We start from the raw sequence: 21,732 nt of genomic DNA, 5'->3' as shown, positions 1-21,732 counted from the left end.
CAGGGCCGGGGCGCGCGACGTGCCGAGCGCCACCGTGACTTCGACCGGCCCGGTGCCGTTCATCCGGGTGGCCCGTAAGCGTTGCCCGTCGTCCTGGGCCAAGACACCCGCAGGGGAGTGCAGACACGTGCAAGGCATCGCCCCCCAAGGCCGGCCGACCCACCGGCCCTCGGCGCCGCAGCAGCGGACGGGCAGCGCGCGGCCGCCCGGCCCGCAGCCCGTGCACACGGCTCTGATCTGTGTCGCACTGCCCGCCCTGGCCGTCTCCGGTGAGCACGGGCAGATGACAGGACAGGGGCTCGACGGGTTCTACCGCGGCGGGAGGCGGATCCTCGCGCGGTGTCTGGTGCGGGTCGGCGGCGAGCCCCCGCTGCCCGTGCAAGGCCGCATGCTCGCCGCCGACCGGGCCCGCTTCGTCGGCACCGTGCGGACCGCCGCGGACTCCGGCCCGGATCCGGCCGTCACGGTCGAACGGCTCCGCTCGGCCGAGGGCGTGGAGCGTGTCGTCCTGCGCAGCACCGCCGGCCGTCCGCTGCGGCTCCGGGTGGAGGTGTCCCTGGGCACGGACCTGGCCGAGCTGGGCGCCGTCGCGGCGGGCATGCCCGGCCCGGAGGTGCCCGCCGCCGTGCACGCCTCGGGGCTGCGGTGGACGGCGCCCGGCGCACAGGCCGTGGTCACCGCGGAACCCGCGCCCAGCGACACCCTGGCCTCGGCCGGCCTGCTCTGCTGGGAGATCGACCTGCCCCCCGGGGGCACGCGGGCCATCGAGCTCCGCGCGGGGCTGGAGCAGCCGGGCAGGGCCCGCCCGCCCGAGACCGCCGCTTCCCACGGCCGGGGCGCCACCCTGCCGTGGGGGGACGCGGAGGCGGACGGGGACGACCCGCGCGCGGCGGCCCTCTTCGCGGGGGCGCTCGACGACCTCAGGGCGCTGCTGCTGCGCGACCCCGCGCAGCCGGGCGATGTGCACCTCGCGGCCGGGGTCCCCTGGCGTTGCGGGCTGGCCCCGGCCGAGGCCCTCTGGGCGGCCCGGATGACGCTGCCGCTGGGCGTCCGGGTCGCCGCCGGGACCCTGCGGACCCTGGCCCGCACCCAGATCGCGGGCACCGGGCCGGACCGGGGGAGCTTCCCCGGAGCGCTGCGCCACGCGGGGGCCCATCTGCCGCCGGGGTGCACGGGGATCGAGGCGACGCTGCTCTTCCCGGTCGTCCTCGCCGAGGCCCGGCGGTGGGGGCTGCCCGAGCGGGAGACGCAGGCGCTGCTGCCGGCCGCCGAGCGGTGCCTGGAGTGGCTGGGGTCGGCCGTCGCGGAGGACGGCACGGCGACGGGCGGCTGTCTCGCCGACCCGCTGCCCGCCGGACCGTACCGCTGCGAGGTGCAGGCGCACGCCCACCGCGCGGCGCTGCTCGGGGCGGACCTCCTGGAAGCCCACGGGCGGCCCGGGGCGGAGCGCTGGCGGGCCTGGGCCGCCGGTCTGCGGAGCCGATTCCGCGAGGAGTTCTGGATCGAGGACCCCGGGGGCGGTCGGCCCGCGGCCGCCCGGACACCCGACGGGCGCCTGATACCGCACCTCGGCTCCGCCGCCGCGCATCTGCTCGACACCGGCCTGCTCGGGGCGGGCACCCACGCTCCCGGACTGCTCGACAAGGTGCGGACCGAGCAGCTGGCCCGGCTGCTCGGCGGTCCGGCCCTCGACTCCGGCTGGGGGCTGCGCAGCCTCGGTGCGAAGGAGCCCGGGCACAATCCGTTCGGGCACCGCAGCGGGGCCGTGCGGGTCCACGAGACGGCCGTGGCCGTGGCGGGGCTGGCGGCAGCCGGCTACGAGCAGGAGGCGGGTGGCCTGCTGCGCGGCGTCATCGACGCCGCCGAGTCCTTCGGCCACCGCCTGCCGGAGATGTACGCGGGCGAACAGCGCGCGACCGGGAGCGCCCCGCTGCCGCATCCGGCGGCCTGCCGGCCGGCCGCGGTCGCCGCCGCGGGCGCGGTGCAGTTGCTGACCACGCTCGCCGGGGTGCGCCCCGACGTGCCGGCGGGCAGTGTGGCCGTCCGCCCGCTGCGCACGACGCCGCTCGGCGCGCTGCGGTTCACCGGTCTGCGGGTGGCCGAGCAGCCGTTCGCGGTGCGGATCAGCCGGCTCGGGCTCGGGATGGTCGAGGAAGCGGCCGATGGCCTGCAACTGGGGGTGTGAGTGGGACTCTTCGACGGGACGCTTCAGGGGCGCCCTCAAGACCCTGTTTATCGTCAAGCAGACGACTATGATCGCGTCATGCCCTACGACCCGTCGGCCTTTCCGCCCTTCGCTGTCACTGTCGACCTGGTCGTGCTCACCGTGCGCCGTCACGCGCTGTGCGCGCTCGCCGTACGCCGCGGCGAGCCTCCGTACCAGGGTCGCTGGGCGCTCCCGGGCGGGTTCGTGCGGGGCGACGAGGACCTCTCGACAGCGGCAGCGCGGGAGCTCGCCGAGGAGACCGGGCTGCACGCCCACGACCCCGCCGGGCCGCTGCTGCCCAACGCCGCCCACCTTGAGCAGCTCGCCACCTACGGCGACCCCAAGCGCGACCCCAGGATGCGGGTGGTCAGCGTGGCGCACCTCGCGCTGGCGCCGGACCTGCCGGCACCTCGCGCGGGCGGCGACGCCAGGAGCGTGCGCTGGGCGCCTGTGGAGGACCTGCTGGACCAGGAGGTCGGGTACGCCCGCGAGGACGAGCAGGCGGCCCCGCTCGCCTTCGACCACGCCCGGATCCTCGCGGACGGCGTCGAGCGCGCCCGGTCCAAGATCGAGTACTCCTCGCTCGCCACGGCCTTCTGTCCCCAGGAGTTCACGGTGGGAGAGCTGCGCCGGGTGTACGAGGCGGTGTGGGGCGTCGCGCTGGATCCGCGCAATTTCCACCGCAAGGTGACCGGCACGCCGGGCTTCCTGGTGCCGACGGGCGGGACGACGACGCGTCAGGGTGGCCGGCCGGCCCAGCTCTTCCGGGCCGGCGGGGCCACGCTGCTCAACCCGCCGATGCTGCGGCCGGAGGCGTAGCGGCCCGACGGGCCCGGCCGGTGCCGTGTCCTTGCCCTGTCCTGCCCGTCCCTGCCCTTGTGCCCGTTCTGCCCTCGCCTTGCCGAACGGGGGGGGCGAGGGCAGGGCTGTCTTTCTCCTGCCCCCGGCTTTCTCCTACTCCCGGCCCCTCCCCCCCGGCCCCGTCCCCTGGCGCCCTTCCGCGCCCCGGGACGTGGGGCGCGGACACGGCAACACACGCCGCGCGCATTGCGTAACAAATAGGACATAACGGGTTACCGTGCTGCCGTACGTCCTCACGCTCGCGTGCGCCCTGGCGCCGCCGAGCCGGCTCACGCCCTGCGGGAGAAGCCATGATCCAGGCCATCGGACTGACCAGTGCTCCCCGCCGCAACCAGCCGCTCGCCGTGGACGACCTCACCTTCGAGGCGCGCCCCGGGAAGGTCACCGTCCTGCTGGGGGAGAGGGGCGCCGGGAAGACCAGCGCGCTGCGCCTGATCCTGCGCCTCGACCCCGGCCGCGGCGTCGCGCTCTTCCGGGGCCGCACCCTCGACCGCGTCCCGCACCCCACGCGGGAGATCGGGGTGCTGCTGGGCGACGTCCCCGGCCACCCCTCCCGCAGCGCCCGGGGGCATCTGCGCATGCTCAGCGCGGCCGCGGGGGTCCCCGTCGCCCGTGCCGACGAGGTCCTGGAGGTCGTCGGCCTCAGCGGCCTCGCCGACCAGCGCCTCGGCACCTTCTCGCTCGGCATGGACCGCCGCCTCGGCCTCGCCGCCGCCCTCCTCGGCGACCCCCACACCCTCGTCCTCGACGAGCCCGCCCATGAGCTCTCCCCCCGCGAGACCGCCTGGCTCCACGGACTGCTGCGCGGCTACGCCGTCCAAGGCGGCGCCGTCCTCGTCACCTCGCGCGACCCCAAGGAGGCCGCCCGCGTCGCCGACCAGGTCGTCACCATCGACCACGGGCGCCTCGTGGCCGACCAGGCCGTCGACGACTTCGCCCGCACCCGGCTGCGCCCCCGCGTCGCCGTGCGGACGCCGCTCGCCGACCGCCTCGCCCACGTCCTCGACTCCGAGGCCGGCGCGGGCGGCGCCGGCGACGCCACGGGGGCCGCGGACGCGGGGCCGCCGATGGAGGTCGTCAACGAAGGCGGCGGCCGGCTCTCGGTCTACAACAGCAGCTGCGCCGCCGTCGGGGAGGCCGCCTACCGCCACGGGATCCTCGTCCACCGGCTGACCGAGGAGGTCGGCGACACCGGCCCGGTGACCCCCCTGCCCCGCGCCGACGGCAGGCAGCCCGCCGCCCACCCCGCCGTGCCGCCGCCGGGAGCACATGACGCGGCAGAGGCTCCCGGCGCGCCGGCGGCACCCGCGAACCCCGCCGACGCCGCCTCTGGCCGTGCGGGCAGTGCGGGCAGTGCGGAGGCCGCCCGCTCCGCCCGGAGCGGCCGCGCCGCCGCCCGCTCCGCCCTGCCGCCCCGCGTCCAGCCCCGCCTCCCGGCGTCCGACCCCGTCTGGCCGCTGCGCTACGAACTCCGCCGCGCCGCCGGGGTGCGGACCGCCTGGGTGGTGGCCGCCGCCGCGCTCCTCGTCTCGGTCCTCGCCTCCGTGCTCCTCGCCCGCACCGGATCGCCGGAGCCCCGCCTGTTCACCGGCTGGCCCGCCCTGCTGCCGCTGCCGCCGGCCGCCTTCGGCGCCGGGCTCATCGGTGCGCTCTCCTTCGGCCAGGAGTTCCGCTACCCCGCGCTCGCCCCCGACCAGGGCACCGTCCCCCGCCGCCTCGGCCTGCTCGGCGCCAAGCTCGCCGTCACGGCCGGGGCGGCCCTGCTGCTCGCGCTCGCCTCCGTCACCCTCGACGCCGCGGCCGTGGGGCTGCTCTTCGGCGACGTCACCGTCGGCCCCTCGGGCGAGCTGGCCGTCGCGCTCGTCGGCTGGGCGGGGCTGACCCTGGGCTGCGCCTGGGCCGGCCTGCTCGCCGCCGGGCTGTTCCGGTCCACGGCGCTCGGGCTGGTGGCGGTGCTGGCGGTGCCGACGCTGGTGGTCCCGGTGCTGGGCGGTCTGCTGGCCGAGCCCGCCGCCCGGTCGCTGGTCGGGCTCCCGGAGCGGCTGCGTTCGGCGGCCGTCGTGCAGTGGCCCTCCGGCATGGACCAGGGCGTCTCGGCGGCCCTGCGGCTGGTCTCCCAGCCCGTCGGGTGGGGGCTCGCGCTCTCGCTCACCGCGCTCCTCGGCGCGTACGTCCTCACGGTGTTCCGCGGTCGGCCGCGATGAGGGCGCGCGCCCGCCCGCTCACACCCGTGAACTCCCCGTGAGCCCGGCGCCTCGAATGTCACGCTCCGCATCCAAAGCACCCGGTAACCGAGCCCGTTTCCGCACAGTTAGGCGTCAATTATGAGGTAATGGGCGATCACCCTTTCGTGTGCTTTTCACCAAAGACCTCAAGGGAGCTGGAGGTGTCGCCGACAAAGGAGGCGTGAGTACCCTTGCGCACACCATGATGACCGCGGCTCGCCCCTCCGACTCCGGCCTCACAGGCTCGGGCGAGCTGGACCGATACTCCTACGGGGAGGCCCACGGGGCCGACCGTGGGACCCCACCCGCCTGGGACAGCGAGGCGGAACTGAGCCGGGCCGGCCGCCGCGCGGCCGGCAGCCGGGGCCGAGGGCTGCACGGACAGCTCGTGCAGCAGCTCGGCCAGATGATCGTCTCCGGGGACCTGGGGGCCGACCGCCCCCTCGTCCCGGAGGAGATCGGACAGCGCTTCGAGGTCTCCCGCACCGTCGTCCGCGAATCCCTGCGCGTCCTGGAGGCCAAGGGCCTGGTCAGCGCCCGCCCCAACGTAGGCACCCGCGTCCGTCCCGTCGCCGACTGGAACCTCCTCGACCCGGACATCATCGAGTGGCGGGCCTTCGGGCCCCAGCGCGAGGACCAGCGCCGCGAGCTCTGCGAGCTCCGCTGGACCATCGAGCCGCTCGCCGCCCGCCTCGCCGCCGGGCACGGCCGCGAGGACGTCCAGCAGCGCCTGGCCGACATGGCCGAGATCATGGGCCACGCGCTGGCCCAGGGCGACTCGCTCACGTTCTCGCGCGCCGACGCCGAGTTCCACTCCCTGCTCCTCCAGGTCGCGGGCAACCGCATGCTCGAGCACCTCTCCGGCATCGTCTCCTCCGCGCTGCACGTCTCGGGCGCCCCGGCCGGCGGCTGCGACCGCCCCACCGAGGCCGGCGTCGGCCACCACCTCCGGATCGTCGACGCCGTGGGCGCGGGCGACGCCGCGGGGGCGGAGGCCGCCATGCGCCAGCTGCTGACCGCCCACCCCGACGTCGAGCGCGTGGTGCCCGCGCCGCGCGAACACTGACCGCGGGAAGAGGCGGGACGGCACGGGCCGGATCGCACGGACGGGCCGCGCGCGGGACCGCGGAAGCGGATCGGGCGCGCGGCCGACACCCCGGCCGCGCGCCCGATCCGTCGCCGGACGGGCACCGCAGGCCGCCCCCGGAGCTCGGACCGGGGCCGCAGCCGAGGAGCGGCGGGATGCTATGTCCTCTTGTATGGCCTTTCACTCCGTTATGTGGTGTGACTCGGGCCACGAGGATTGGGCGTAACGCTCTTTGAGGCAGTGCGATGACTAAAGAGGTGGCAGCGGCGGAGGGAATACCGGCCTCGTTCGAGGTGCTGTGTCCGTCCGTACTCACCACCCGCGCGCCGTCGGTTCATCCATTGCCGGCGGTCGTCGGAACCGGTCCCTCGTTCAGAGCGGACCGGGGCCGGAAGCCGTTTCCATCGTTCCGAGAGGTTGTTCGTGTCGGCCAGCACATCCCGTACGCTCCCGCCGGAGATCGCCGAATCCGAGTCTCTGATGGCGCTCATCGAGCAGGGAAAGGCCGAGGGGCAGATCGCCGGCGACGACGTGCGTCGGGCCTTCGAGGCTGACCAGATTCCGCCAACCCAGTGGAAGAATGTTCTGCGCAGCCTCAACCAGGTCCTCGACGAGGAGGGTGTGACGCTGATGGTCAGTGCCGCCGAGGCGCCCAAGCGCACCCGTAAGAGCGTCGCAGCGAAGAGCCCGGCGAAGCGCACCGCGACCAAGACCGTCGCCTCCAAGACGGTCACGTCCCGGCAGGCCACGTCCGGCGCGTCCGTCGGCGCGTACGGCGACGCCGAGGGCGACGAGACCGCGTCGCCCGCGAAGAAGACCGCCGCCAAGAAGGCGGTGGCCAAGAAGACGGTGGCCAAGAAGGCCACCGCGAAGAAGACGGCGGCCAAGAAGACCGCCTCCAAGAAGGACGCCGACGAGCTGCTCGACGACGAGCTCGTCGAGGAGACCCCCACCCCCGGCAAGGCCGGCGAGGAGGAGGACGAGACCGGCGAGAACAAGGGCTTCGTCCTCTCCGACGACGACGAGGACGACGCCCCCGCGCAGCAGGTCGCGGTGGCCGGCGCCACCGCCGACCCGGTCAAGGACTACCTCAAGCAGATCGGTAAGGTCCCGCTCCTCAACGCCGAGCAGGAGGTCGAGCTCGCCAAGCGCATCGAGGCGGGCCTGTTCGCCGAGGACAAGCTGGCGAACAGCGACAAGCTCGCCCCGAAGCTCAAGCGCGAGCTGGAGATCATCGCCGAGGACGGGCGCCGCGCCAAGAACCACCTCCTGGAGGCCAACCTCCGTCTGGTGGTCTCCCTGGCCAAGCGCTACACCGGCCGCGGCATGCTCTTCCTGGACCTGATCCAGGAGGGCAACCTCGGTCTGATCCGCGCGGTCGAGAAGTTCGACTACACCAAGGGCTACAAGTTCTCCACGTATGCGACCTGGTGGATCCGCCAGGCCATCACGCGCGCGATGGCCGACCAGGCCCGCACCATCCGTATCCCGGTGCACATGGTCGAGGTCATCAACAAGCTCGCGCGTGTCCAGCGCCAGATGCTCCAGGACCTGGGCCGCGAGCCCACCCCGGAGGAGCTGGCCAAGGAGCTCGACATGACCCCCGAGAAGGTCATCGAGGTCCAGAAGTACGGCCGTGAGCCGATCTCCCTCCACACCCCCCTGGGTGAGGACGGCGACAGCGAGTTCGGTGACCTCATCGAGGACTCCGAGGCGGTCGTGCCGGCCGACGCGGTCAGCTTCACGCTCCTCCAGGAGCAGCTGCACTCCGTCCTGGACACGCTCAGCGAGCGTGAGGCGGGCGTGGTCTCCATGCGCTTCGGCCTCACCGACGGCCAGCCGAAGACGCTGGACGAGATCGGCAAGGTCTACGGCGTGACGCGCGAGCGCATCCGTCAGATCGAGTCGAAGACCATGTCCAAGCTGCGCCACCCGTCCCGCTCGCAGGTCCTGCGCGACTACCTCGACTAGAAACCGGGGCGGTCGCCCGTTTCCGAAGTCCCCGAAGGCCCGGCACCTCTTCCGAGGTGCCGGGCCTTCGGGCTTCGGGATGCGATGATCGGCGGACGGGGTGACCCTGGGTATGCAGGGGACTTCATACGGTCAGGAGTGTGCATGCGTTCGCTGAGCTACCCGTTGGCCGGCGCGGTCGCGCTGCTGCTGGCGACGCCGGTCCCCGCGCAGGCGGACCTGGCGGTCGTCGGCGGGCAGTCCGTCCGGGCCGCGGAGGCGCCCTGGGCGGTGGCCCTGGCGAGCCGCCAGCGGTTCGGTCCCGCCCGTTCGGGGCAGTTCTGCGGCGGCGCCGTGGTGGGACAGCGGACGGTGCTCACGGCGGCGCACTGCCTCAGCCGCGAGGTCCTCGGGACGGACGTGACCGAGGCCAAGGACCTCCGGGTGATCTACGGCCGGGACGACCTGAGGGGCGTGTCCGGGTCCGAGCTGGAGCTGCGCGCCACCTGGGTCAACCCCGACTTCGACACCGAGACCAACGAGGGCGACCTCGCCGTGCTCACCCTGAAGGACCCGCTGCCGCACGACAGCGCGATCGCGCTGGCGCAGGCGGGCGACGCCGTCTACCGCACCGGCACGCCGACCGCGGTCTACGGCTGGGGCGACATGTTCGGCAACGGCACGTACTCCGAGACCCTGCGGGCGGCGGGGCTGGTCGTCATGGACGACGCGCAGTGCGAGCGGGCGTACCCCGGGAGCGCGGAGGGCGTCTACCGGCGGGCGACGATGCTCTGCGCGGGGCTGCCCGCGGGCGGCCGGGACGCCTGCCAGGGCGACAGCGGAGGGCCGCTGGTGGCGCGGGGGCGGCTGGTGGGGCTGGTGTCCTGGGGGAGCGGCTGCGCCCAGCCCGGACACCCGGGGGTGTACACCCGGATCTCGGCGGCCATCGCCCAGGTGAAGGCGCACAGCGTGGACACGGTGAAGCCCGCCGCGCCGATATCGCCCGCGGAGGCGCGGTCCGGCCGGGTCGCGACGCCGGCGGGCCCGGCCGCGCGGCGTCCTGACCGGCGGCCCGTACCGCAGGCGGGGCGCCCGGACCGGTCGCGGGCCCGCTCGCACACCGCCGCGACGGCCCCGGCGAGAGCCCAGCGGCCCGTCTCGCCGCCTCGCGGGGCGGCCGGGCAAAGGAGTGCCGGAGTGCACCCCCGGAGGCCGTGGTGACGGCGGTGAGGGCCTGTGGGGGCGTGCTGAGCGTTTCGCGGGGGCGCCGGGAGGGCGCGCGCACGAGAGCGGGCGGCCTCCCCGGTGGGGGTGGCCGCCCGCGGCTGCCCGGCCCTGGATGGCCGGACCTCGCTCGTCGTCGGATGCGATGTGTCAGCGTTCCACTGCGGACTCAGCGGTCCTCGTCGGACGCGGACGCCGGAGAGGCGGTGAGCCGCTCCGTCTCGTCCTGTATTTCCGCGGCGATCTTCTTGAGTTCTGGCTCGAACTTACGCCCGTGGTGGGCGCAGAAGAGCAGTTCGCCGCCGCTCATGAGAACGACGCGCAGGTATGCCTGAGCGCCGCACCGGTCGCAGCGGTCAGCGGCCGTCAGCGGGCTCGCGGGGGTCAGAACAGTAGTCACGTCGCCTCTTCTCTAGCTCGACGAGCTGTCGTACCAGGGTCAACATCCAACCAGGCCGAAAACGTTCCCGCTCGCGGCTTTTCCTCGAAACTTCCTTCGGAGCAGGCCGGATCTTGACGGTTGGCGGCGAATGAGCCGTATTGCGTGGGCTTACGGTTTCACATCGCTGGGGAGCTTTCGTCCACCCGGCCGGCTTGCCGGGTTTGTTGTTCAGGACGTGCCCGGAGCCTAAATGGTTCATGCCTCCAAGGGAACGTGATGTGCACGTCACCCCATCGAGTCATCGAACATTTGATCGATCCTGGACTAGCATGGGCGTTCCCACGGGTGGCTGCGCAAAGGCTCTACCAGGCCTCGGTACCCTCTGAACGGCGACCGAGCCATCACTGCGCCCGACCCGGGCCAAAAAGAAATTCAGCGAGGAGCGAACCGCGTGACCGCCGAGATGTCCGTGCCGTCCACTGCGTTGCTGACCGGGGCAGACCGGGACGGATCCAACTACACCGCGCGGCACCTGCTCGTCCTCGAGGGCCTCGAGGCCGTCCGCAAGCGCCCCGGCATGTATATCGGCTCGACCGACAGCCGCGGTCTGATGCACTGCCTCTGGGAGATCATCGACAATTCCGTGGACGAGGCCCTGGGCGGCTTCTGCGACCGGATCGACGTGATCCTCCACGACGACGGCTCCGTGGAGGTGCGGGACAACGGCCGCGGCATCCCCGTGGACGTCGAGCCCAAGACCGGCCTGTCCGGCGTCGAGGTCGTCATGACCAAGCTGCACGCCGGCGGAAAGTTCGGCGGCGGCTCGTACGCCGCCTCCGGCGGTCTGCACGGCGTCGGCGCCTCCGTCGTCAACGCCCTCTCCGCCCGCCTGGACGTCGAGGTCGACCGGAACAGCCGGACCCACGCCATCAGCTTCCGCCGCGGTGTCCCCGGCATCTTCACCGAGTCCGGCCCGGACGCCCCCTTCGACCCGGGCAACGGCCTCCTCAAGGGCAAGAAGGTCCCCAAGACCCGCACCGGCACCCGGGTGCGCTACTGGGCGGACCGCCAGATCTTCCTCAAGGACGCCAAGCTCTCCCTGGAGACGCTCTACGGGCGCGCCCGGCAGACGGCGTTCCTGGTGCCCGGCCTGACGATCGTCGTCCGCGACGAGCGCGGCCTCGACGGCGAGGGCGCCACCGAGGAGACGTTCCGCTACGACGGCGGCATCAGCGAGTTCTGCGAGTACCTGGCCCAGGACAAGGCCGTCTGCGACGTGCTCCGGCTGACCGGCCAGGGCACCTTCAAGGAGACCGTGCCGGTCCTCGACGACCGCGGCCATATGACGCCCACCGAGGTCACCCGCGAGCTGGGCGTGGACATCGCCCTGCGCTGGGGCACCGGCTACGACTCGAGCGTGAAGTCCTTCGTCAACATCATCGCCACCCCCAAGGGCGGCACGCACGTGTCCGGATTCGAGCGGTCCATCACCAAGACCGTCAACGAGGTACTCCGCTCGTCGAAGCTGCTCCGGGTCGCCGAGGACGACGTCGTCAAGGACGACGCCATGGAGGGCCTCACGGCCGTGGTGACGGTCCGGCTGGCCGAACCGCAGTTCGAGGGGCAGACCAAGGAGGTCCTGGGCACCTCGGCCGCCACCCGGATCGTGGCGAACGTGGTCGCCAAGGAGCTCAAGGCGTTCCTGACGTCCACCAAGCGCGACGCCAAGCAGCAGGCCCGCGCCGTCATGGAGAAGGTCGTCGCGGCGGCCCGTACCCGCATCGCCGCCCGGCAGCACAAGGAGGCGCAGCGCCGGAAGACGGCCCTGGAGTCCTCCTCGCTCCCGGCCAAGCTCGCCGACTGCCGCAGCGACGACGTCGAGCGCAGTGAGCTGTTCATCGTCGAGGGCGACTCCGCGCTCGGCACCGCGAAGCTGGCGCGGAACTCCGAGTTCCAGGCGCTGCTGCCGATCCGCGGCAAGATTTTGAACGTCCAGAAGTCGTCCGTCTCCGACATGCTGAAGAACGCCGAGTGCGGCGCGATCATCCAGGTCATAGGAGCCGGGTCCGGCCGGACCTTCGACATCGACGCGGCCCGCTACGGCAAGGTCATCTTCCTCGCCGACGCCGATGTGGACGGCGCGCACATCCGCTGCCTGCTGCTGACGCTCTTCCAGCGCTACATGCGCCCCATGGTGGAGGAGGGCCGGGTCTTCTCCGCGGTGCCCCCGCTGCACCGGGTGGAGCTCACGCGCCCGAAGAAGGGCCAGGACAAGTACATCTACACCTACTCCGACAGCGAGCTGCGCCAGACCCTGCTGGAGCTGGAGCGCAAGAACATCCCGTACAAGGACGGCATCCAGCGCTACAAGGGCCTCGGTGAGATGGACGCCGACCAGCTCGCGGAGACCACGATGGACCCCCGCCACCGCACCCTGCGCCGCATCAACATCAGCGACCTGGAGGCCGCCGAGCGCGCCTTCGACCTGCTGATGGGCAATGAGGTGGCCCCCCGTAAGGAGTTCATCACCAACTCGGCGGCGACGCTGGACCGCTCGCGCATCGACGCCTGACGGCCCCCTCGGGGGCGTGGTGGCCGGCGGGTGTCAGCCGGCCACCGCCCAGGCGTAGCGGTGCTCCGGGCGGCCCGTCTCGCCGTATCTGAGGGTGAGGCGGAGCCTGCCGGACTCCTCCAGCCGCTTGAGATAGCGCTGCGCCGTCGAGCGGCTCAGCCCGGAGCGGGCCGCGACCTCGTGCGCCGACAGGGGCCGCGCCGCGTCCGAGAGCACCCGGCGGATCAGCTCGGCCGTCGGCGCGGAGTGGCCCTTGGGCAGCGGCGCGCTGGTGGCCGCCGTCCGCAGGGTGCCGAAGATCCGGTCGACCTGGTCCTGGCCCGCCTCCTCCGCGTCGTCGAGGGTCCGCCGCAGCTGCGCGTACGCCTCCAGCTTCACCCGCAGCCCGGGGAAGGTGAACGGCTTGACGAGGTACTGGAGCGCGCCGTAGCACATCGCCGCCTGTACGGTCGCGATGTCCCGTGAGGCCGTCACCATGATCACGTCGGTGAGGTGGCCGCGCTGGCGTATCCGGCGGACCAGGGACAGGCCGGTCTCGTCCGGCAGGAAGTGGTCCAGCAGGACCAGGTCGATGCCGCCGCGCTCCAGCACGGCCATGGCCTGCGCCGCGTTGTGGGCCTTGGCGCCGACGTGGAAGCCGGGGACCCGCGCGACGTAAGCGGCGTTGATCTCGGCGACGCGGAAGTCGTCGTCCACGACCAGGACCTCGATCATCGTTTCACCCCTTCGAGGTGGTTCAGTGCTTCCGGCAGCTCCACGGTGAACACCGCGCCGCCGCCTTCCCGTTCACCCGACCGCGCCGTTCCGCCGTAGCGCTCGGCCAGCCGCCGTACGAGCGCGAGACCGAGGCCCCGGCGGCGGTGCGGGGACGACTCCTTGGTGGACCAGCCGTCCGTGAACACCAGCTCCCTGGCGGCCTCCGGTATGCCCGGACCGTTGTCCGAGACCCGGAGGACGACGGCGGAGCCCACCGCGCGCAGGTCGACCTCCACCCAGGGCTTGCCCCAGGCGTCCCCGCGGGACCGTGCCGCGGCCGCGTCCAGGGCGTTGTCCACGAGGTTGCCGAGCACCGTCACCACGTCCCGCGCGTCCACCACCCGGTCGGGCAGCCGGCTGCCCGGGCTCACCCGCAGCGCCACGCCGCGCTCCGCGGCCACCGCGCTCTTGCCCACCAGCAGCGCGCCGACCACGGGGTCCCGGACGCGCTCGGTGACCTGCTCGGCCGTGGCCCGGTGCGCGCCCGTCACCTCCGCGACGAACGCGGCGGCCTCCTCGTGCAGGCCGAGCTCCAGCAGGCCCAGGAGCGTGTGCAGCCGGTTGGCGTGCTCGTGGTCCTGGGCGCGCAGCGCGTCGGTCAGCCCCCGGGTGCCGTCCAGCTCCCTGCGCAGCTGCTCCAGCTCCGTGCGGTCGCGCAGGGTCGCGACGGTGCCGCCGTCGGCGGTGTCCATCCGGTTGGCGACGAGCACCCGGCCGTCCCGCACGGTGAGCAGGTCCGTCCCGGTGACCCGGCCCGCCAGCACATCGGTGGTCCGGCCGGGCGGCAGGACGGTGTCGAGCGGCTGCCCGATGGCATCCGGCCCGAGGCCGAGCAGCCGCTGCGCCTCGTCGTTGACCAGGCGCACGCGGCCGCGCCGGTCCAGTGCCACCACGCCCTCGCGGATGCCGTGGAGCATGGCCTCACGCTCGTTCAGGAGCGCCGATATCTCGGTGAGTTCGATGCCGTGGGTGCGCTTGCGCAGCCGCCGGGAGACGGCGACCGCGGCCAGCGCGCCGGCCGCGAGCGCGGCGCCCGCGTACAGCAGGATGCCCGGTACCGCGCGGACCAGCAGGGCGTGCACGTTGTCGTAGGCGATGCCGACGGAGACGGCCCCGACGACGGCCCCCTCGTCGTCGCGCAGCGGCACCTTGCCCCGCGCGGAGCGGCCGAGGGTGCCGCGCCCGATGCCCGTCCACTCGCGGCCGCTCAGGGCCGGCCCGGGGTCGGTACTGACGCGGCCGCCGATGCGGGAGGGAGTGGTGTGGGAGTAGCGGATGCCCCGGGTGTCGACGATCACCACATAACTGGCGCCCGTGGCCAGCCGGATGCGTTCGGCGCCGGCCTGCACCGGGCCGTCCGGGGCGGGCCGACCGGCCAGCAGGTCGTGGGCGAGGTCCGGCTGGGCGGCGGTGGCCTGGGCGATGGACAGCGCCCGGCGCTCGGCCTGTTCGTCCAGCTGGGCGCCGAGCGGCGCGAGGAAGAGCCCGGCGGCGAGCCCGGCGACGCCGGTGATGATCAGGAGGTGGACGAGCAGGACCTGGGCGAAGACGCGGCGGGGCCACCGGGGGCGCATCTGTGTCCCTTTCGTGTCGTCTCCCGCCCACGCGGGACCGGTCCGTCAGCCGGCTGTACCGGAGGGGTCAATTCCGGTTCAGCGGCTGTCCGTTTCTGCGGCGTCAACAGAACGTATCCGGGCCCTGCCGCGTAGCCCAGTCCCGTGGCGCATTCGTTGCGCTACCGCGAGGTTCTACCGCGAGCAAAAGGAGCAGAACAGGGTTCGTGCGCGGAAGCCGCACAGCGCCCACAAGCCTGTGCCGTCGCCGCGCGCCGCACCTAACCTCCAGCACCGGCCGGAACGGGGTCCCAGGAGCGCGGGTCCCGGCGACGCGGCCGCGCGAAGGAGGCATGCGGATGAACGGCGACAGGCACGGCGGCCCCCCGCCGGGCGGCCGCACCCCGGCGATCGAGCTGCGGGGCGCGAGCAAGGTGTTCCGGACCCCCTCGGGGGCCGCGCACACGGCGGTACGGGACCTCGACCTCACCGTGGAGCGGGGCGAGTTCGTGGCGGTCGTGGGACCGACCGGATGCGGTAAGTCCACCACGCTCACGCTGGTCAGCGGCCTGGAGGAGCCCACCGAGGGCGAGGTGCTGGTCGGCGGCGAGCCGGTGCGCGGCATCCGCCCGGAGATCGGCTTCGTCTTCCAGCAGGACGCGGTCTTCCCCTGGCGCACCGTGCTGTCCAACGTGATGGCGGGCCCGCGCTTCCGCGGCGTGCCGAAGGCCGAGGCCCGCGACCGGGCCCGCGACTGGCTCGGCCGGGTCGGCCTCGACTCCTTCGCCGACCGCTATCCGCACCAGCTCTCCGGCGGGCAGCGCAAGCGCGTCGCGCTCGCCCAGACCTTCGTGTGCGACCCCGCGATCCTGCTGATGGACGAGCCCTTCTCGGCCCTCGACGTCCAGACGCGGGCCCTGATGTCGGACGAGCTCCTGGAGCTCCGGAGCGCCGGCCGCGCCGACGGAACGGCGGCCTCCGTCGTCTTCGTCACCCACGACCTGGAGGAGGCGATCGCGCTCGCCGACAAGGTCGTGGTGATGACCGCCGGCCCGGCGACCGTCAAGGAGGTCTTCCCCGTCCGGCTGCCCCGGCCGCGCAAGGTCGAAGCCGTCCGGCTGGAGCCGGAGTTCGTGGAGATCTACCGCGAGATCTGGGCGTCCCTCGGCGAAGAGGTCCGTGTCACCCGTGAGAGGGGGGCTTCCCGTGTCGCTTGAGTCCGTGGAGTCCGTCGGCGCGCCCCTCGCCCTCCGTACCGGCCGTACGGCGGCCCGCGTGCGGGCCGCCCGCCGCCGCAGGCTCCTCGTGTACGGGGCCCGGGTGCTGCTGCTCGTCCTGGTGCTCGCCGCCTGGGAGCTGCTGTCCCGGAATGGCTTGATCGACTCGTTCTACTTCTCCATGCCGTCGGCGATCTGGGACCAGATCGTCCAGTGGACCCTGCACGGCACCCCGCAGGGCTCGCTCGGCGAGCAGATCGGGTACACGCTCTACGAGGCCCTGCTCGGCTGGGTCGTCGGCGTCGGCGCCGGTGTGGTGCTCGGCATCGTGCTCGGCCGGGTCCGCTTCCTCTCCGACGTCTTCGGCCCGTACATCAAGGTCCTCAACGCGGTGCCGCGGATCGTGCTCGCGCCGATCTTCCTGATCTGGTTCGGGCTGGGTCCCACGTCCAAGGTCGCCTCGGCCGTCGTGCTGGTCTTCTTCCCGGTGTTCTTCAACGCTTTCCAGGGCGCCCGCGAGGTCGACCGCAACCTGGTGGCCAACGCCCGGATCCTGGGCGCGAGCAACCGCCGGGTGACCCTTCAGGTCGTCGTTCCCTCCGCGACCTCCTGGATCTTCACCAGCCTCCACGTGAGCTTCGGCTTCGCGCTGATCGGCGCGATCGTCGGCGAGTACATCGGCGCGATCAAGGGCATCGGGCTCCTCGTCTCCAATTCCCAGAACACGTTCAACTCGGCCGGAGTCTTTGCCGCGATGGTCATCCTCGCTGTCGTCGCCCTGCTCGCCGAGGGGCTGCTGACCTTCGCGGAGAAGCGGCTCTTCCGCTGGAAGCCCGGCGCCCCGGGCTCGGGCGACTGAGACCGTCCCGCCGCGCCCCCCACGCCCCGTCCGTCACCACGGCCGTGCGTTCCGGCGTACGTCCCGACCGTAGGGAACACTTGATGCCCAGCTTCAGCAAGCGCCCCGCCCGCGTGGCGGCCGCCGCCGGATCCCTCTGCCTCCTCCTCGCCGCGGGTCTCACCGGGTGCGCCGACGACGCCTCGAAGACCCGCACCGCGGAGAAGGCCGCCGAGGCGGCCAAGGGGGACACCGTCACGATCATGGTCGGTGGCCTGGACAAGGTCATCTACATGCCGGCCGTGCTCACCCAGCGGCTCGGCTACTTCCAGGAGGAGGGGGTGGCGGTCAGGCTGCTCAGCGAGCCCGCCGGGGTGCAGGCCACGACCGCGCTCGTCGCGGGAGAGGTCCAGGGGGTCGTCGGCTTCTACGACCACACGCTCGACCTCCAGGTGAAGGGCAAGAACGTGGAGTCGGTCGTCCAGCTGGCCCGGACGCCGGGTGAGGTGGAGATCGTCTCCAAGAAGGCGGCCCCCACCCTCACCTCGCCCAAGGACTTCAAGGGCAAGAAGCTGGGCGTCACCGGACTCGGCTCCTCCACCGACTTCCTGACCAAGTATCTGGCGGTCAAGAACGGCGTGAAGGTCAGCGACATCACGCCCGTGGCCGTCGGCGCGGGGCAGACCTTCCTCGCCGCGCTCCAGCAGGGTTCCATCGACGCGGGCATGACGACCGACCCGACCGTCGCGCAGATCCTCGCCAAGGACGCCGGCAAGGTGCTCGTCGACATGCGCACCCCCGAGGGCTCCCGGGCGGCGCTCGGCGGCCTCTACCCCGCGTCGAGCCTCTATATGAACACCGGCTGGGTGAACGACCACAAGGAGACCGTGCAGAAGCTCGCCAACGCCTTCGTGAAGACCCTGAAGTGGATGTCCACGCACAGTCCGGAGGAGATCGCCGCCAAGATGCCGGAGGACTACGCGAAGGGCGGCAAGGCGCAGTACATCGAGGCGGTGCGCAACACGCTGCCGATGTTCACCCCGGACGGCGTGATGCCCGCCGACGGGCCGCGGACCGTCCACGAGGTGCTCAAGTCCTTCAACCCCAACCTCAAGAACGCGAAGGTGGACCTGGAGAAGACCTACACCACGGAGTTCGTCAGGAAGGCGGGCTGACGCCGGCCAGCGGGGAGACGGACACCAGCGGGGTGACCGACGCGACGTCCATCCGGGCCGGGCTGCCGGGCACCCGCCCGCAGCTCTCGGGCCGCGGCGGCTCGGCGGCGCCCTGCTCCACCGCGACCCGCCACGCGCGGCCGTCGGCGTGGGTGACGGTCACGGACCAGTGCGGGGCCGGCCCCTCGGTCCGTACGACGTCCAGGGCGCCCGCTCCCTCCTCGCCGGTGAGCTCGCGCACCGCCAGCTCGGCGGCCTGCGCGGGGCGTTCCCAGGCCGAGCGGCCGCGGCAGTTGCCGGTGGCGATCCGGCCGTCGCGGGCGGCCTCCACGATGTCCTTGACCTCGTGCGCGGTGACCCGTCCGTAGGCGTAGCCGTACGGCAGGACGAAGAGGGTGGGGGAGAAGCGGTGACCACCGATATGGGTGATCTCCCAGGTGTCGATGGAGCCGGTCGCGGCGAGCTCGGCGGCCAGCGGGCGGCCCAGCAGGGCGCAGCAGCGGTCGCGCTTGCCGTTGGTGCAGACGAAGACGAGCGGCGCGCCGGTGTGCGGCTCCCACAGGCCGTCGTGCTCGCCCGCGCCGAGCGCGGCGAAGTTCAGCGAGGCCAGGGACGCCGGGTCGGCGAGGGCGGCGGTACGGATCCAGGAGCGGCCCGGCGCGGTGTGGGCGGCGAACACCCGCTGCGTCGTGGGCCCGTGGCAGTCGGCGTGCCGGCCGGGGCGCCGGATCAGGGCGACCCGTACGCCGGTGCCCTCGGTGGCCGCGGCCAGGGCGCGGCCGACGGCGGGGTCGAGGTGGCTGGTGGTGAGGGCGTCGGCGCCCCACGGGCCGGGCTGCTCGATCAGCAGCCACGTCCGGGCGGTGGCCGCGGTACCGGACAACGGCTCGGCAAGGCGGCGAGAGGCAGTCGCGCACGTACTCACGAAGGTTAGCCTAACCTACCCTGGCGTGGATTGTATGTGCGGATTGCGACGAACAGGTGTGACGGGCGGGGTGGGAAGAGCCTTCCCAGCGCCTTTCGGCGGCGCGGAAAGGACCTCTCACGGCGTCGGGCGGGGCGGCCTGGGCCCGCAGTACTGGCCTACGGGCCGGAGCCGCAGCGGGCGTTCGGCGTACTCCTCCAGGGCATGGGCGACCCAGCCGGCCGTACGGGCCACGGCGAAGACCGTCTCACCCGCCTCCGGAGCCATTCCCGACGAGACCGTGAGCACCGCGAGCGCGAGGTCGACGTTGGCGTGCGGGGTGCCCTGCCGGGCCGCAGTCGCCTCCACCTCACGCGCCGCCGCCAGGGCTTCCCGGGCGCCCGGGACGGACTCCAGGCGGGCGAACAGCTCCCGCGCCCGGGGGTCCGGTCCCGGGTAGAGCCGGTGCCCCAGCCCCGGGACGCTCCGGCCGCCCCGCAGGTGGTCCGCCACCACGGCCGCCGCGCTGCCCCGCTCCAGCACCTCCGTCAGCATCCGGTGCGCCAGACCGCTCGCCGCGCCGTGCAGTGGCCCCTCCAGCGCGCCGAGCCCGGCCGAGACCACCGCGTACGGGTGCGCCCGCGCGGAGGCCGCGACCCGCACCGCGAGCGTGGACGCGGCGAGATCGTGGTCGATGAGCAGCACAAGGGCCGCCTCCAGGGCTCGTAGTGACGCGTCGTCGGGTGTCCGTGCCGTCAGTCGCGACCACAGGCGTGCGGCCAGGGGGGCGGTGCCGTCCTCTCCGGAGCCATGCCCGGACCCGGCTGCGGCTGCGGCGTCCTGGAGCTCGCCGGCGGGCGGCAGGGCGTCCACCAGCGTCGGGATCAGGCCGCGCGCGGCGCCGAGGACGGAGGGCGCGGAGAGGTCGAAGCGCAGCGGATCGGCGGTGGCCGCCGCGATCGCGGCCACCCGCAGCCGGTCGGTGGGCCCGCTGTGCCCGGGCAGCGCGGCGACCGCGCGGCGCGCTGCCGACAGGATCCCGGCGGGCGCGGTGAAGCGGGTGCCGGGTCGCAGTTCCCCGGTCCACAGCCACTCCGCCACCTCCTCGTACCCGTGCCGCGCGGCCAGCTCCGTCGCGTCGACGCCGCGGTAGTAGTACCGGTCGCCCTCGATGAGGGTCACGCCCGTACGGATCGAGGTCTCGCCGCCGAAGGCCGGCTCGCGGCGCCCCCGCCGCGCCAGCGCGTCGACCTCCGTGGCGTCGAAGGTGCTGCCCCGGCCGCCCTGACCGCGGCGGCTCGTGAGCTGGCCCCGGCTGACGTACGCGTAGACGGTCTCGGGCTTCACGCCCAGCCGTTCGGCGACCTCGCGGGTGGTCAGCCGGGGTCCCCCTGGTCCGGAGGCCGTCCCGCCCGCCGCCGGCCCGTCCGTCGTGTGATCCGCCATGGGCGACACCGTATCCGCAAGCTCAACATTGATTCAATCAATATTGACATCCATTCAGTCAAGCATGGACAGTCGGATCAAGGTTCAGTAAGGCAAGGTTCAGCGACGCCGGGTTCAGCAACGTCAGCTGCCACGAGGCCGAGTGCCAAGAGACCGAGGAGCCAGAAAAGATGCCGACCATCACCGAGGTGCCGCGCGGACTCGCGGGCGTCGTCGTCACCGACACCGCCCTGGGCGACGTCCGTGGCAGCGAGGGCTTTTACCACTACCGCCAGTACTCCGCCGTAGAGCTGGCCGGAAGCCGCTCCTTCGAGGACGTCTGGCACCTGATGCTCCGCGGCACGCTCCCGGACGCCGCCCGGCGCGCCGGCTTCGCGGCCGAGACCGCGGCCCTGCGCCACCTCCCGGCCGACGTCCGCGACGCCCTGCCCGCCCTCGCCCGCTCCTGCGCCCCCTCCGGCCCGCTGGCCGGGCTGCGCACCGCGCTCTCCCTGCTCGGCGCCTCCGCCGGCCTGCGCCCGCTGTACGACACCGACGCCGCACGGCGCGAGGCCGACGCGCTCACCGCCTGCGCCGCCGTCCCCACCCTGCTCACCGCGCTGTACCGGCTCGGCCGGGGCCTGGAGCCCGTGGCGCCGCGCGACGACCTGCCGCACGCCGCCAACTACCTGTACATGCTCACCGGCGCGGAACCCGACCCCCGGCACGCCCGCGCCGTCGAGCGGTACCTGATCTCGACCGTCGACCACGGCTTCAACGCCTCCACCTTCACCGCTCGTGTCATCGCCTCCACCGGCGCGGACCTCGTCGCCTGCCTCGGCGGCGCGATCGGCGCCCTGTCCGGCCCGCTGCACGGCGGCGCCCCCAGTCGTGCCCTGGACACCCTGGACGCCATCGGCACCCCCGGCCGCGCCGACGGCTGGATCCGCGAGCGGGTCCTGGCGGGCGAACGGATCATGGGCTTCGGGCACCCCGTCTACCGCACCGAGGACCCGCGCTCGCGGATGCTGCGCGAGATCGCCGAGGAGTTCGGCGGCCCGCTCGTCGACCTCGCGGTCGAGGTCGAGGGACGGGTGGAGGCGATCCTCGCGGAGCTCAAGCCGGGCCGCGAGCTGCACACCAACGTGGAGTTCTACGCGGGCGTCGTCATGGAGCTGTGCGGGCTGCCCCGGGAGATGTTCACCCCCACCTTCTGCGCGGCCCGGGTGATCGGCTGGAGCGCCAATATCCTGGAACAGGCGGAGGACTCGAAGATCATCCGCCCGGCGGCCCGCTATGTCGGTCCGCCCCCGCCGCAGCCGGTTCCCGCTGCGTCCGACATGTGAGGGAGGCGCCC

At 73.4% G+C, this 21,732-nt stretch carries 15 protein-coding genes and 1 pseudogene; 11 read left to right on the top strand and 5 right to left on the bottom strand.

Annotation, left to right across the window (positions count from 1 at the left end; translation table 11 throughout):
• Positions 1-283: 283 nt before the first annotated feature.
• The 6 genes and pseudogenes from SMD11_RS08730 to SMD11_RS08705 all read left to right on the top strand — a co-directional run.
• Positions 284-2,185 (top strand): glycogen debranching N-terminal domain-containing protein, encoded by a 1,902-nt coding sequence (locus SMD11_RS08730; RefSeq protein ID WP_249004502.1) that lies wholly within the window; start codon positions 284-286, stop codon positions 2,183-2,185.
• Between the two features lie 78 nt (positions 2,186-2,263).
• Positions 2,264-3,025 carry an NUDIX hydrolase gene (locus tag SMD11_RS08725; RefSeq protein ID WP_087925902.1) on the top strand — a complete coding sequence of 254 codons (762 nt, stop codon included), beginning with the start codon at positions 2,264-2,266 and terminating at the stop codon, positions 3,023-3,025.
• A 332-nt stretch (positions 3,026-3,357) separates the two neighbouring features.
• Positions 3,358-5,271: an ATP-binding cassette domain-containing protein gene (locus tag SMD11_RS08720; RefSeq protein ID WP_087925901.1), complete on the top strand. Its 1,914-nt coding sequence runs from the start codon at positions 3,358-3,360 to the stop codon at positions 5,269-5,271.
• A gap of 148 nt (positions 5,272-5,419) precedes the next feature.
• A complete protein-coding gene (locus SMD11_RS08715) occupies positions 5,420-6,358 on the top strand; it encodes a FadR/GntR family transcriptional regulator (protein ID WP_087925900.1) in 939 nt (312 codons plus the stop codon).
• A gap of 444 nt (positions 6,359-6,802) precedes the next feature.
• Positions 6,803-8,350, top strand: coding sequence for an RNA polymerase sigma factor (locus SMD11_RS08710; RefSeq protein WP_199843827.1), 1,548 nt, complete (start codon positions 6,803-6,805; stop codon positions 8,348-8,350).
• A gap of 144 nt (positions 8,351-8,494) precedes the next feature.
• Positions 8,495-9,292 (top strand): annotated as a pseudogene (locus tag SMD11_RS08705) (serine protease); the annotation flags it as partial.
• Between the two features lie 430 nt (positions 9,293-9,722).
• Here SMD11_RS08705 and SMD11_RS08700 read toward each other — a convergent pair.
• Positions 9,723-9,953: a DUF7455 domain-containing protein gene (locus SMD11_RS08700; protein ID WP_030260793.1), complete on the bottom strand. Its 231-nt coding sequence runs from the start codon at positions 9,951-9,953 to the stop codon at positions 9,723-9,725.
• Between the two features lie 433 nt (positions 9,954-10,386).
• On the opposite strand from SMD11_RS08700, the gene SMD11_RS08695 reads away from it, so the two are divergent.
• On the top strand, positions 10,387-12,507 hold the full coding sequence (locus tag SMD11_RS08695; protein ID WP_087925897.1) for a DNA gyrase/topoisomerase IV subunit B: 2,121 nt from the start codon (positions 10,387-10,389) through the stop codon (positions 12,505-12,507).
• A 33-nt stretch (positions 12,508-12,540) separates the two neighbouring features.
• Here the strand turns inward: SMD11_RS08695 and SMD11_RS08690 are convergent, their stop codons facing one another.
• Together SMD11_RS08690 and SMD11_RS08685 are read right to left on the bottom strand one after the other, a co-directional pair.
• On the bottom strand, positions 12,541-13,221 hold the full coding sequence (locus SMD11_RS08690; protein ID WP_087925896.1) for a response regulator: 681 nt from the start codon (positions 13,219-13,221) through the stop codon (positions 12,541-12,543).
• Entirely contained in the window at positions 13,218-14,837 is a 1,620-nt protein-coding gene (locus tag SMD11_RS08685) for a sensor histidine kinase (protein ID WP_087925895.1), read from the bottom strand. The genes SMD11_RS08690 and SMD11_RS08685 overlap by 4 nt, the downstream gene beginning before the upstream one ends.
• Positions 14,838-15,175: 338 nt before the next feature.
• On the opposite strand from SMD11_RS08685, the gene SMD11_RS08680 reads away from it, so the two are divergent.
• From SMD11_RS08680 to SMD11_RS08670, 3 genes are all read left to right on the top strand, one after another.
• Positions 15,176-16,033 carry an ABC transporter ATP-binding protein gene (locus tag SMD11_RS08680; RefSeq protein WP_087925894.1) on the top strand — a complete coding sequence of 286 codons (858 nt, stop codon included), beginning with the start codon at positions 15,176-15,178 and terminating at the stop codon, positions 16,031-16,033.
• Between the two features lie 4 nt (positions 16,034-16,037).
• Positions 16,038-16,892 carry an ABC transporter permease gene (locus tag SMD11_RS08675; protein ID WP_234366375.1) on the top strand — a complete coding sequence of 285 codons (855 nt, stop codon included), beginning with the start codon at positions 16,038-16,040 and terminating at the stop codon, positions 16,890-16,892.
• Between the two features lie 83 nt (positions 16,893-16,975).
• Positions 16,976-18,046 (top strand): ABC transporter substrate-binding protein, encoded by a 1,071-nt coding sequence (locus SMD11_RS08670; RefSeq protein ID WP_087925892.1) that lies wholly within the window; start codon positions 16,976-16,978, stop codon positions 18,044-18,046.
• Here the strand turns inward: SMD11_RS08670 and SMD11_RS08665 are convergent.
• Positions 18,030-18,971, bottom strand: coding sequence for a sucrase ferredoxin (locus SMD11_RS08665; RefSeq protein WP_087925891.1), 942 nt, complete (start codon positions 18,969-18,971; stop codon positions 18,030-18,032). The genes SMD11_RS08670 and SMD11_RS08665 overlap by 17 nt on opposite strands.
• A 117-nt stretch (positions 18,972-19,088) precedes the next feature.
• Positions 19,089-20,396, bottom strand: a complete 1,308-nt coding sequence (locus SMD11_RS08660) for a citrate synthase (RefSeq protein ID WP_087925890.1) — start codon at positions 20,394-20,396, stop codon at positions 19,089-19,091.
• Between the two features lie 170 nt (positions 20,397-20,566).
• Between SMD11_RS08660 and SMD11_RS08655 the strand changes: the two genes are divergently transcribed.
• Positions 20,567-21,721, top strand: coding sequence for a citrate synthase/methylcitrate synthase (locus SMD11_RS08655; protein ID WP_087925889.1), 1,155 nt, complete (start codon positions 20,567-20,569; stop codon positions 21,719-21,721).
• Positions 21,722-21,732 lie beyond the last annotated feature (11 nt).

The organism is Streptomyces albireticuli, from assembly GCF_002192455.1.
In the GTDB taxonomy this organism is placed as follows: Bacteria; Actinomycetota; Actinomycetes; order Streptomycetales; family Streptomycetaceae; genus Streptomyces; species Streptomyces albireticuli_B.
This window is presented reverse-complemented; position numbering and strand designations above follow the sequence as displayed.